We start from the raw sequence: 11,283 nt of genomic DNA on the forward strand, positions 1-11,283 counted from the left end.
AATATCAAATTATTTTAATAATATCATAAGCTATGGAATCGATCGCCATCAAAACTTACAGCATCGAAGATTATTTAATTGTCTTAGAATTAGTTAAGATTACCCTCAGCTTTACTGATATTTATAATAAAGTTTTTTTAGACCTCGATAAATAGCCGGAGTGTCATTTCAGTTATCAGTTAGGTGAAAAACTTTGTAGGGGCATGGCATTAGTAAGTTATATAATCTCACCATTAAATTAATTTTGCCATGCCCATCTGATTTTAGATTGCCATACCTAAACAATTTGGACATGGCATATTTTAAATTCGATGGTTGGCTGACAAGATTATGATTGCCATGTCCCTACAGGATGGACAATTGATGTAACAAAATCCCTTGTCAAACTTGGCTTGACATGATATTATATAGATGATGGGAAAGTCTTGCGCCTAAAGCCCCGACTTAGAGGGTGAAAAACTCGATAATTAGCTCTACAGTTTCTGAAAAGTCTAAAAGGAATTCTTGACGTTTTTTGAAATAATCACTTAATAATTCATAAAATAATCAATGCTTTTCTTCAAACTTTTCAATAAAGGCATCCAGTTCTTCCATTTTAGTCTAGATTTACTTTTTTTATTTTCTCCTATCTCATTCCTGATGGCTATATCTGCAAAAATATACTTAAAAATAGTTTCCCCCACCCGTCAAATTCAGGAGTTAAAATGCAAATTATATGACCTGGTTACTTAAATTTCCGTTACTATCTGTGATTATTGTTCTCGTAACTTACGGAGTCTTTGGATGGTATGTAGGCGAATCTATTGCCACTTGGAGTCATTCCCTGGGAGAACAGACTAGAACTTGGGGTTGGGCAGTCGAAGATCAAGCCGTATTTTTAGGACTTCATATCTTAGCCGCCATGGTTATTGTGCTGATTACTAGCAGTTTAGCGGCCCCTGTTGCTTTAATGACTATTGTTTTTGGCAGTGGTTTTAAATCAGATAATCGAGCGATTATTGCCGTATTATTTTGGTCTTTTGCCGTTGTTGTAATACTACGCTGGATTAATTATTTTGTTAGATTTTTAATCCTATTCTCGGCAGCTATTTTAGGAAAATTAGCGTTACAAAATAGGGGAATGCCTCAATGGCAAGTTTTATCAATTTTAGGGGTTATTTGTTTAGGGGGATTTATTGTCGGATTACTTAGCTTTGATTATTATGGTCATATTTTGGAATGAACTACAGCAGGGGTCAACGGCCGTTGACCCCTACCAGATAAACCCAACCCTAAAATGAAGTTATTAGTTAATGAGATTCCCCTTCATTTGCGTTAGCTTCACGAGGTTGAATAACCCCGTATCCCCCATGATTACGAATATAAATCACATTGATTTCTTGGGTGTCACAATTACGAAACATAAAGAAATCATGATCGACTAATTGAAGTTGTTGTTTAGCTTCTTCAATAGACATCGCTGGCATGGCAAAATATTTCATGCGTACTACTTCTTGGGGTAATTCTGGGAGGCGATCGCCGATTAAATCTCCTTCTACTTCTTTCTCAATAACAACCTCACCAGTTTTTACCGCATTCTGAGTTTTTTGATCGTTAAGTCTTTCTTTATATTTGCGAAGCTGACGAGCAATTTTATCCGACACTAAATCAATACTAGCATAAAGACTTTCGCTACCTTCTTGCGCCCGAATCACTGTGCCATTGGCATAAACAGTGACCTCTGCTTTATGCTTATCAGGGATTCTCGCATTACGTGCTACCGATAAATGAACATCTACTTTGGTCGTGATAGCCTGAAAGTGTTTGACCGCTTTTTCTACTTTCTGTTCCACATAATCGTGAATCGCTTCTGTGACGGTAATGTTATTGCCTTGAATCAAAAGCTTCATACCAACTACTCCAAATGTGTATTTTTTGTCAACATAAACAGCAATAATTAAGCCTAGCTGTTTTTCTCAATACAAAGACAAATTAGCTTCCTATACTTTTAGCCTAACACTTTGTATTGTGCCAAACATCCTTGTTTGCTTTCTTTTCATTTTCCTTTGCATTTCTTGATATTTCTTAAAACTTGGCCCCAAAAATGGAATATTCTCCCTCAAACCCCATCCCTCCTGGACAACTAAGGCGATGTATTGTCCAATCTTTCGGTATAATCCCCTATAAAGTTGTCTGGGATAAACAGCGATCGCTCGTAAAACAACGGTTAAAAGACCCTAGTTTAGACGATATCCTTTTATTATTAGAACATCCTCCAGTTTATACTTTAGGAACGGGAGCGAGTTTAGAATATCTTAAATTTGATTCCAACATCATAACAGAAGAAATTTATCGTATTGAAAGAGGGGGAGAAGTCACCTATCATTGTCCAGGTCAATTAGTTGGATATCCTATTTTAAATTTACGTTATTATAGTCAAGATTTACATTGGTATTTACGACAACTTGAAGAAGTAATTATTCAAGTTATTAAAGGGTATGGACTAAGCGGAGAAAGGATAACAGGATTAACTGGAGTTTGGGTCAATGGTTATAAAATTGCTGCTATTGGAATTAAGGTGAGTCGTTGGATTACTATGCACGGATTTTCCCTAAATGTTTGTCCCGATTTAACAGGATTTAATCAAATTATTCCTTGTGGAATTGAAGATAAACCTGTTGGTAGTTTAGCACAATTTATCCCTAATATTGACTTAGAAATTGTTCGTAAAGATATTATTAAATTATTCTCTCAAGTATTCCAAGTAGAATTAATTATATCAAATGTAAAGGTCAACGGATAGGCAATTTTCGTAGGTTGGGTTGAGGAACGAAACCCAACATAAAAGGAAAATTCAAGAACTTCTAAGTGCAATAATCGGATTTAGTTGGGCGGCTCTTTTAGCGGGAAATACCCCAAAAAATAGACCAATTCCTCCTGATACACTCAGAGATATCACAATAGAAGGAATAGAAATGCTGGTAGCTAAAGAAGAAACCATACTAGCGATGGTAACACCTCCAACGCCTACTCCAACACCAATTAAACCGCCTAAAATGGCTAAGAGAACGGCTTCAATAAGGAATTGTAATAAAATGTCTTTTTGAGTGGCTCCCAACGCTTTTCTGAGTCCAATTTCTTGAGTACGTTCTGTCACAGATACTAACATAATATTCATAACTCCAATGCCTCCTACCAATAGAGAAACACTAGCGATCGCGGCTAACATTCGGGTGAGTCCTTCATTAGTTTCATCAGCAGTTTCTAAGATAGCATTTTGAGAAGAAATTAAAATATCATCATCTGCTGTTGTTGGATGGAGTAAATGGAGTAAATTTTTGATTTGAAATTCTGCTCCTTTAACACTTTCTTGATTTTTGGCTAGGATAGAAATTAAAGTAACAGGGATGCCATGAGGAGAAGTACGACCCGTTAATTGATAAAGGGCAGTAGTTAGGGGAACAATGGCTTTATTATCTTGATTAGAATCAAATAAAGAACCTTTTGGGGCTAATATTCCTATCACCTCAAAACTAATATTTTTAATCCTTACTTGCTGTCCGATGGGGTTTTCTTCAGGAAACAACCTCTGAGAAATTTCTGGTCCCAAAACAACCACACGGTTCATACGTTTATTATCAACTTCATTGATAAAACGTCCTTGAACAAGTTGATGATTTCTGACGCGCAAAAATTCTCCAGTTGTGCCAATAATAGGACTATTAAACATTTGTTTGCCCTTAGCTATTAGTTGATTTGCCTGAATTTCTGGTGCTACTTCGGCGACAGTGGGAACTAACCGAGCGATCGCTTGAGCATCTTCTAATAATAAAGGTTTAGCTTTAGCAGATGCAGTGCGACGAACACGAGCGGAAGTTAAGCTAACAAATAAAACATTAGGACCTAAAGCTTGAAATTGTTCGGCTGCTAATTTTTGCGCCCCTTGTCCAATAGCTACCATCCCAATAACTGAAGCATTACCAATAGTAATGCCCAACATAGTTAAACTACTACGGAGTTTATTCGCCAACAAGGCCGACACAGCCATTTTGAGATTATCTAAAATATCCATAGCTCTATTTTAATATTATTTAAAATATTGATTATAACCCTTAGCAAAATTATAGTTAAGATCAATGTTTTTAATCCATTTTTGAGGCATACCAGAAAGCCCAAAAGATGATAGTAATAAATAGAATAGTGCCTAAAGTAATAGCAAAGGTGTGAAAAATGTGGGAGTCTATGAGAGTCATAAGCAATTGTGCATTTAATTTTTATATTTTATATTAAACTTCCTTATCCTTGTAGGGGCAAATGGCCATCATTGGTGTCAACTTAGTTCAAAACGCCGACAGGCTTTAGCCTGTGGCTATACCAACAAAGTCCGCGAAGGCGGACTTTCGGAAGTCTCCTGTCTTAATTACAGAATATCATGGTCAATCCTTCTAATAATTGTTGATTTTCTTGTTGAGTTCTAACAGCTACCCGAAAATAGCGATCGCCCAATTCAGGAAAACTTAAACAGTCCCTAATTAAAATATGAGATTGTTTTAATAATAATGTTTGTAGTTGAGAACTTGACTGTTGGGTTTCTACTAATAAGAAATTAGCACTACTAGAAAAGGGATATAATTGAGAGAAAGTAGCTAATCCTACCCATAATTGTTGACGGGCCTCGATTAACCATTGCCATGTTTTTTCTTGAAATGCCCGATCTTGAAGGGCCGCTATTCCAGCCGCTACGGCTAAAACATTGACACTCCAAGGATCACGCCATTGTTGCCACTGTTGAAGATGACTGGGATTAGCGATCGCATATCCTAAGCGCAAGCCCGGAATACTATAAAATTTAGTTAGCGATCGCAAAATAATCAGATTAGGATAATCTAACACCTTGTTAATTAAACTTTGTTGCTCATTAGGAGGTAAAAAGTCCATAAAAGCCTCATCAATGACCACCAAATTAAACTGGTCAAGTAAAGGTAAAAGTTGGTCACAACTGAGGAGTTTTCCTGTGGGGTTATGGGGATTATTAAGCAATATTCCGGCATTTTTTCCATCTACTCCTTCTAAGTTCAGACAAAAAGGCTCATTTTGCCAATTTAACAGACGGGTTTCGACTTTTGCGCCAAAAGCTTTCAGGGTGCGCCAATAGTCACTAAAAGCAGGGACAAAGAGATAGGTTAAGTCTTGTTGAGAGAGTTCTCGTCCGGCCCAGGTCAATAACTCAGCGGCCCCATTTCCAGGAAGAATCCAATCTGGGGGGATTTGGTGTTCTTGGGCTAAGATTAAACGCAGTTGAGTATAGTCAGGATCTGGATAATGAGTTAGGGCCGTTAGTTGTTCTTGAATCGCCGCGATCGCAGTATCAGGAGGACCTAAAGGGTTAATACTGGCGGAAAAATCGAGAATCAAAGAAGGGTGACAGCCTATTTGTCTGGCTGCCCAATGAAGATTACCACCATGAATCGGTTGTTTCACGCCAAATTTAAGTTTTTTACTAAAGTCTTGTCCCCCAAGTGGGGGGACTTGTGGAATGTCGTTCAATCCTACTCTTTAGGTTCTTTAGGAGGGGCGACCTTTTCCTTAAAAAGCTTTCCTGCCGAAAAAGCCGGCACTTTGGTCGCAGGAATACTCATTTTTTCGTTGGTTTTGGGGTTACGACCTTCACGAGCTTTTCTGTCACGCGACTCAAATGATCCAAAACCCACTAATGTTACTTTATCCTCTCCTGATACAGCTTCCATGATGGTTTCAATCGTCGCGGTAATCACGGCATCTGCTTGTTTTTTGGTGACATTAGCTTTCATGGCTACTGCATCGATTAATTCGCCTTTATTCATGGGATACTCTCCTTATTTTTTCGATTATCTGTTTTTTTTGGCAAATCTCTCCTTACACTTAAGCTTAAAGAGAATAGTTTGGGATGACCCATCATCAGAAATTTTATGCCGTTAGATCGCTCTAAACCTGATAGGCTAAATATTTCACTGCATTATTCTAAGCCTAAATTGTCTCATCTGGATCGCCCAAACCCTTAATTTATTTGATAATCCTGTGACTAATCCTGGGAAGACTTCTTTTAATAAATTATGATTAATTCATATTTATTCTTTTTTCTTAACTTAATTTATCCTTTCCTTTAAAAGACATTGCAAGTTCTGTTCTTTATTGCCGAAAATAAGTTAAACTCACTACATTAAAAGATAAAAATAAATTGTACGGGCTTCGTTTTCCCCCTACTTAGCATCTAAATTTGTGTCAAGTCATCGGAGAAAATTGGCTCAAAGGAGGTATTGCATGAACGCAAAAGTCAGAGAAAATACTAGGAATGTGGCAATAGTTGGCCCTTATTCTGGTGGAAAAACTACCTTACTCGAAAGTTTACTTTTTGTTACAAAAGCCATCACCCGTAAAGGAACGATCAAAGATAGGAATACTGTCAGTGACTGTTCCCCTGAAGCTAAAGAACGACAAATGAGCGTTGAAGTTTCTGCCGCTAGTACCACTTACCAAGATATCGAGTTAACTTTTCTTGACTGTCCAGGATCTATTGAATTTGCCCAAGAAACCTATAATGCTTTGGTAGGTGCAGGGGCAGCTATTATTGTTTGTGAACCTGTCATTGATCGCATTTTAACTCTGGCCCCCTTGTTTAAATTCCTTGATGATTGGGAAATTCCTCACCTAGTTTTTATCAACAAAATGGATCGATTTAAAGATAGTTTTATGGATGTGTTACACGCCCTAAAAAATATCTCTAGTCGTCCTTTAATTCCTCAACAATATCCCATTCGTCAAGATCGAGAATTGGTAGGTTATATTGATTTAGTCACTGAACAAGCCTATCATTATCATGTTGGAAATTTGGCTGATCCTGTTCCTATCCCTGATCATCTTAAGGAAGAAGAACATTTAGCCCGTCAAGAAATGTTAGAAGTATTAGCAGATTTTGACGATCATTTATTAGAAGAATTGCTTGAAGATATTGCGCCACCACAAGAAGAAATTCTCAACGATTTAAAGCAAGATTTAAGTGAAGATTTAATTGTTCCAGTCTTTTTTGGCATTGCAGAACAAGATTATGGGGTTCGTCCTCTGTTAGATGTATTGCTTAAAGAAGCACCCGCACCGACCGTAACAGCCCAACGTCGAGGCCTTACACTTGAAGCCAAGGGGGAAACCTTAGTTCAGGTTCTCAAAACCTATTTTACTCAACAAGGGGGACAACTTTCTTTAGTACGGGTTTGGCAAGGAGAACTGACAGACGGTATGGCGTTAAATGGCTCACGGGCGGGCGGAATTTATCGTTTGATGGGACAAACTCAACAGTCTATTGGACGCGCTTCTGTGGGTCAAATTGTTGCCATTGGACGTTTAGAAGGGGTTCATACGGGGGATACTTTATCGAGTCAGGGTCAACCTAGTCAAACATTACCAAGGGCAGATGTGTTAGAACCAGTGTATGCTCTTGCCATCAACCCAGAAAATCGCCAAGATGAAGTTAAGCTCAGTAATGCTTTAGCTAAATTGGTAGAAGAAGACCCGTCTTTGTATTGGGAACAACATGGGGATACTAAAGAAGTGATTCTTTGGGGACAGGGAGAAATTCAGCTAATGGTGGCTTTAGATCGTTTACGACGTAAGTATAATCTGCCCATGACGACTCAATTACCCCAAGTTCCTTATAAAGAAACGATTCGTCAAGAAACTAATGTTCATGGACGTTATAAACACCAAACGGGAGGTCATGGGGCCTTTGGGGATGTTTACCTCAATATTAAACCCTTGGCCAGAGGGGAAGGGTTTCACTTCCATCAAACTATTGTCGGGGGAGTGGTTCCTAAACAATATATTCCTGGGGTAGAAACAGGAGTACGAGAATATTTAGCCCAGGGGCCGTTAGGGTTTCCGGTGGTGGATATAGATGTCACCTTAACCGATGGTTCTTATCATGCGGTAGATAGTTCTGAACAAGCGTTTAAACAAGCGGCCCGCATTGCCATGACGGAAGGAATGGTAAAATGTCATCCGATTTTGTTAGAACCAATTTTATCGGTAACGGTGTTTACTCCTTGCGAATGTACCTCAAAAGTGTTGCAATTAGTCAGTGGACGACGGGGACAAATTTTAGGATATGAAAGTATGATCGACTCGAAAGCATGGGATCAAGTGAAAGCTTATTTACCCCAAGCAGAGATGCACAATTTTATTATTGAATTGCGATCGCTGACTATGGGGGTAGGAACATTTACCTGGAAATATGCTCACTTACAAGAAGTCCCTGAAAAGCGCAAGTAATTACATTGTAGGGGCTTAATGGTATCATAAACATTAATATTGTAGGGGCATGGCAATGATAACCTCTTGATAAAACCACAATTTTAAAAATGCCATGCCCAAATCAAAATAACCTAATGATTGACATAAATATGAGACAGGGCAATATTAATATTCGGTAAATATCATTGAATATGAGACAGGGCAATATTAATATTCGGTAAATATCATTGAAGATGAGACAGGGCAACATTAATATTCGGTAAATATAATTAAATCTGGGGGCATGGCAACATTAATATTATGATAAATTCCACAGATTTCTAATGCCATGCCCCTACGGCTTATATTGTTAACGTCTTCTTCCGAAACTTCTAGAAGGAGAACGACGACGACTACTACTACCAAAACCCGAACTCCGTTGAACCCTTGGGGTAGATTTACCCGAATTTTGGAGATTACTTGCACCAAACCCCGAACCACTGGATTTAGTGGAAGTAGAAGAAGGTTTACGAGTAGTTGTAGAACCAGACGAAGAATTTCTCAGGTTTCCGGTAGTGCGTAAAGTTTGACGATTTTTCACCACAGGAGGAGGAGAATTATATCTAGTTTGATAACTATTGACTGCTTGGGTATGGGTATTACCATAACCACCGTACCCACTCATTATCCCTCCAGATTGATAGAGAGGAGGAACATAATATTGAGGTCTGAATAATAAACTACCCAAAGCTTGACCCGCTACTGCACCCGCAAAAGGGGCCCAAAAATTAGATTCTCGACGGACAATGGTTTGAGGTTGTCCTGTTTGGGGGTTAGGTTGAGTTTCTGCTACAGTATGAAGGTATTCAATTTTAAAATCTTCCGTGAGAGACATAACCGCTTCTTGGCCATTAATTTCCACAGAAGTTTTTTCTCCCTTAGATATTTGTTCATCTGTCAGACGGGCCATTTGTAAATTTTCCGTACGATAGATAGAAGGTTGTCCGGGAGGAGTATTAAGAAGCATTAGGGTATAAGTCCCGTCTCCATCATCATAAGTGGCTTGTTGGACAGGATAACGTCCTTGGGTGACTTGATTAGGAGTAGTTACGGCAGCATTATTAGAGACTTTTTGAGACTGATTAGGAGTCGAGTCACCACAAGCCACCGTTGTCCAGCATAAAGCCAGAGACATTAAAATAGCAATGAATCTGCGAATCATAGAGTTATTTTGTGTTTAAAATGCAAAATTTTACCCTTATAAGGGGACAAGTTCCGAAAAATTGAGTAACAGTTGTTCATCAGTGAGTTCATCCCCAAACTGTGCTGGAGAGAAGTGAACTTGAATGGCTTGTAAACGGCCTTGATAATGGAAATTAATCAAAGCTTGGAGGCCATTTTCTAAAGCTTCTCTATCAGCGAGATAGGTTTCTAATTCAGGGGCTTCCCCAGTTAAAGCTACTGTGATCATAACAACCACATTACGAGTGATGGGGAAAGATAAAGGTGTGTTTTCCCTACTTGTTGCAGACTCTATTTCTGGTTCACTTAGGTAACGTTGGGCCGAATCGGTAAATAATTCTGTCACATAATCTCCCGCTTCCCCTTCATTCCAAAAGACATCCCCTTCATTAGCGGCTGATTGCCAATACATACTCATTTCCAGGATTTTTTGGCAAATATCTACCAATCCTTCTCCTAAAACGTTTAAATCTCCTTGAGAGTCTATCGCTTCTCTACCGGCCCGGTTAAGAACCCCTAAAATGGGGGCGATTTCATCCCCCATCAGATGAAGAAAAATCCGACAGACCACGAAGCGAGTTTTTCCCGTAAATTTGTTAATGCGATCGCGCCAAGAACTCATCGAAAAAATTGGGTCTGAAACCCCGCCCTAAGCGCGATAGCGGAGGGCGGCTTTATATGGGTTAGTGAGAAACAATTAAGCCGTTAGAACGACGAATTAATTGAATCTTACTGACAGCTATCTGCCCCAATCGTTTCCAATTGGTATCGCTAATAGATAGCTGTTTTTCGGTGTCTCCACTGACATAGCCAACTCCTTTGGGAGAAGAAACTAAGTCTCCTTTGCCGAATCCATGTCTTGTAGTGGAGCCACCATATTTACGTCGTTTACCCCCCTTGGAAGGAACCATAAGGTGAAGTTGACGGCGACTAATGGGAGGACGCTTGACGATAGCGAAAGGTGAATCTGTTACTTCAACAGATCCCTTCCAGTCGTGGCCATGCCCATTAGAAGTGTGGAATAGCAAATAATCTAAGAATTGAAAACAGGCCAGAGTGATCCCATCGTTAGCATGACTACTAGGGGACTGCTCTGCTTTGTTTTTAGACTTTTCTAGTCCCAGATGTTTTCTGAGATTAGAAGTCTGCCAACCAAGGCGGGTATGGACTGTTGCCAACTTAGAAAGCTGTTCGATAGCCCATTTCTGCCCAACCATAACAGCCGAGAATCCTTTTCCCGACTTGGCTCCTTTTCTTCCCGAAGTTAGATCAACATCGGCTTTGATGTACTCGAAGTAAATGTCGCAGATGGGATAGATTCGGGTTAATTCAGAAATGACTCGGAGTTCGAGTTGGCGGTTGGCCCTGATAGAAGGAGCCAACTTACCTTGTCTTCTGTTAGAGAATCGTTTCTGGCGATGCGCTCGTAGGTCAAAGGAGAGTTTACGGTTAATTCGTCGCCCCCTTCTTCCCCGTCGCATTAATCGCCGATTGTCCACGCGCTCTCTTACCCGTTTAAAGGGAAGTTCTAGGTGAGCTTTCCAAAGGGTAAAGCGAGACGATTGAACACCGATTCCAGAAAATAACTTACCTGGGTCAATGCCAATGGCAATCGGTTGAGTTTTATTGTTGGAAGGTTCGGTGGTTAATTGAACATAGAAAATATTTAGGTCGTTAAATTTACCAACGGCTTTTCCTTCGTTGAGCCACCGTCTAGCCCGACTGGGTTTAGTCGGCATCAACGGCTTTCCTTCTTTTGAAATAACAGGAACTCTTTGCATGGAGATAATCCTTAAGAGT

General features: G+C 39.4%; 11 protein-coding genes. 4 read left to right on the top strand and 7 right to left on the bottom strand.

Annotated elements, in window-relative coordinates; all coding sequences use genetic code 11:
• Nucleotides 1-32: 32 nt before the first annotated feature.
• Together AsFPU1_RS23270 and AsFPU1_RS02845 are read left to right on the top strand one after the other, a co-directional pair.
• Nucleotides 33-155 carry a hypothetical protein gene (locus AsFPU1_RS23270; protein ID WP_265415788.1) on the top strand — a complete coding sequence of 41 codons (123 nt, stop codon included), beginning with the start codon at nt 33-35 and terminating at the stop codon, nt 153-155.
• A 560-nt stretch (nt 156-715) separates the two neighbouring features.
• Entirely contained in the window at nt 716-1,222 is a 507-nt protein-coding gene (locus AsFPU1_RS02845) for a hypothetical protein (RefSeq protein ID WP_124977353.1), read from the top strand.
• Nucleotides 1,223-1,289: 67 nt separating this feature from the next.
• On the opposite strand, the gene hpf is transcribed toward AsFPU1_RS02845, so the two are convergent.
• On the bottom strand, nt 1,290-1,889 hold the full coding sequence (gene hpf, locus AsFPU1_RS02850) for a ribosome hibernation-promoting factor, HPF/YfiA family (protein WP_124977355.1): 600 nt from the start codon (nt 1,887-1,889) through the stop codon (nt 1,290-1,292).
• A 194-nt stretch (nt 1,890-2,083) separates the two neighbouring features.
• On the opposite strand from hpf, the gene lipB reads away from it, so the two are divergent.
• Nucleotides 2,084-2,782, top strand: coding sequence for a lipoyl(octanoyl) transferase LipB (gene lipB, locus AsFPU1_RS02855; RefSeq protein ID WP_124977357.1), 699 nt, complete (start codon nt 2,084-2,086; stop codon nt 2,780-2,782).
• A gap of 51 nt (nt 2,783-2,833) precedes the next feature.
• Here lipB and AsFPU1_RS02860 read toward each other — a convergent pair whose 3' ends face one another.
• The 3 genes from AsFPU1_RS02860 to AsFPU1_RS02875 all read right to left on the bottom strand — a co-directional run bounded on the left by AsFPU1_RS02860 (nt 2,834) and on the right by AsFPU1_RS02875 (nt 5,822).
• Nucleotides 2,834-4,051 carry an ABC transporter permease gene (locus AsFPU1_RS02860; RefSeq protein ID WP_124977359.1) on the bottom strand — a complete coding sequence of 406 codons (1,218 nt, stop codon included), beginning with the start codon at nt 4,049-4,051 and terminating at the stop codon, nt 2,834-2,836.
• 344 nt (nt 4,052-4,395) lie between these two features.
• On the bottom strand, nt 4,396-5,460 hold the full coding sequence (cobD, locus tag AsFPU1_RS02870; protein WP_124977473.1) for a threonine-phosphate decarboxylase CobD: 1,065 nt from the start codon (nt 5,458-5,460) through the stop codon (nt 4,396-4,398).
• 68 nt (nt 5,461-5,528) lie between these two features.
• Complete coding sequence (locus AsFPU1_RS02875; RefSeq protein ID WP_124977363.1) at nt 5,529-5,822, bottom strand: HU family DNA-binding protein; 294 nt, start codon at nt 5,820-5,822, stop codon at nt 5,529-5,531.
• Between the two features lie 457 nt (nt 5,823-6,279).
• Between AsFPU1_RS02875 and AsFPU1_RS02880 the strand changes: the two genes are divergently transcribed.
• Nucleotides 6,280-8,280: an elongation factor G gene (locus tag AsFPU1_RS02880; RefSeq protein ID WP_124977365.1), complete on the top strand. Its 2,001-nt coding sequence runs from the start codon at nt 6,280-6,282 to the stop codon at nt 8,278-8,280.
• Nucleotides 8,281-8,611: 331 nt separating this feature from the next.
• Here AsFPU1_RS02880 and AsFPU1_RS02885 read toward each other — a convergent pair whose 3' ends face one another.
• The 3 genes from AsFPU1_RS02885 to AsFPU1_RS02895 form a co-directional block, all read right to left on the bottom strand.
• Complete coding sequence (locus tag AsFPU1_RS02885) at nt 8,612-9,463, bottom strand: hypothetical protein (RefSeq protein WP_124977367.1); 852 nt, start codon at nt 9,461-9,463, stop codon at nt 8,612-8,614.
• Between the two features lie 36 nt (nt 9,464-9,499).
• On the bottom strand, nt 9,500-10,105 hold the full coding sequence (locus tag AsFPU1_RS02890; protein WP_124977369.1) for a DUF1517 domain-containing protein: 606 nt from the start codon (nt 10,103-10,105) through the stop codon (nt 9,500-9,502).
• 61 nt (nt 10,106-10,166) lie between these two features.
• Nucleotides 10,167-11,264 (bottom strand): RRXRR domain-containing protein, encoded by a 1,098-nt coding sequence (locus tag AsFPU1_RS02895; RefSeq protein ID WP_124977371.1) that lies wholly within the window; start codon nt 11,262-11,264, stop codon nt 10,167-10,169.
• Nucleotides 11,265-11,283 lie beyond the last annotated feature (19 nt).

This window comes from Aphanothece sacrum FPU1 (assembly GCF_003864295.1).
GTDB classification, from domain to species: Bacteria; Cyanobacteriota; Cyanobacteriia; order Cyanobacteriales; family Microcystaceae; genus Aphanothece_B; species Aphanothece_B sacrum.

What these genes read in the sequence shown, in the direction of transcription:
- AsFPU1_RS23270 (WP_265415788.1), top strand. Translation starts at nt 33, where the DNA reads ATGGAATCGATCGCCATCAAAACTTACAGCATCGAAGATTATTTAATT.
- AsFPU1_RS02845 (WP_124977353.1), top strand. Translation starts at nt 716, where the DNA reads ATGACCTGGTTACTTAAATTTCCGTTACTATCTGTGATTATTGTTCTC.
- hpf (WP_124977355.1), bottom strand. Translation starts at nt 1,889, where the DNA reads ATGAAGCTTTTGATTCAAGGCAATAACATTACCGTCACAGAAGCGATT.
- lipB (WP_124977357.1), top strand. Translation starts at nt 2,084, where the DNA reads ATGGAATATTCTCCCTCAAACCCCATCCCTCCTGGACAACTAAGGCGA.
- AsFPU1_RS02860 (WP_124977359.1), bottom strand. Translation starts at nt 4,051, where the DNA reads ATGGATATTTTAGATAATCTCAAAATGGCTGTGTCGGCCTTGTTGGCG.
- AsFPU1_RS02875 (WP_124977363.1), bottom strand. Translation starts at nt 5,822, where the DNA reads ATGAATAAAGGCGAATTAATCGATGCAGTAGCCATGAAAGCTAATGTC.
- AsFPU1_RS02880 (WP_124977365.1), top strand. Translation starts at nt 6,280, where the DNA reads ATGAACGCAAAAGTCAGAGAAAATACTAGGAATGTGGCAATAGTTGGC.
- AsFPU1_RS02885 (WP_124977367.1), bottom strand. Translation starts at nt 9,463, where the DNA reads ATGATTCGCAGATTCATTGCTATTTTAATGTCTCTGGCTTTATGCTGG.
- AsFPU1_RS02890 (WP_124977369.1), bottom strand. Translation starts at nt 10,105, where the DNA reads ATGAGTTCTTGGCGCGATCGCATTAACAAATTTACGGGAAAAACTCGC.
- AsFPU1_RS02895 (WP_124977371.1), bottom strand. Translation starts at nt 11,264, where the DNA reads ATGCAAAGAGTTCCTGTTATTTCAAAAGAAGGAAAGCCGTTGATGCCG.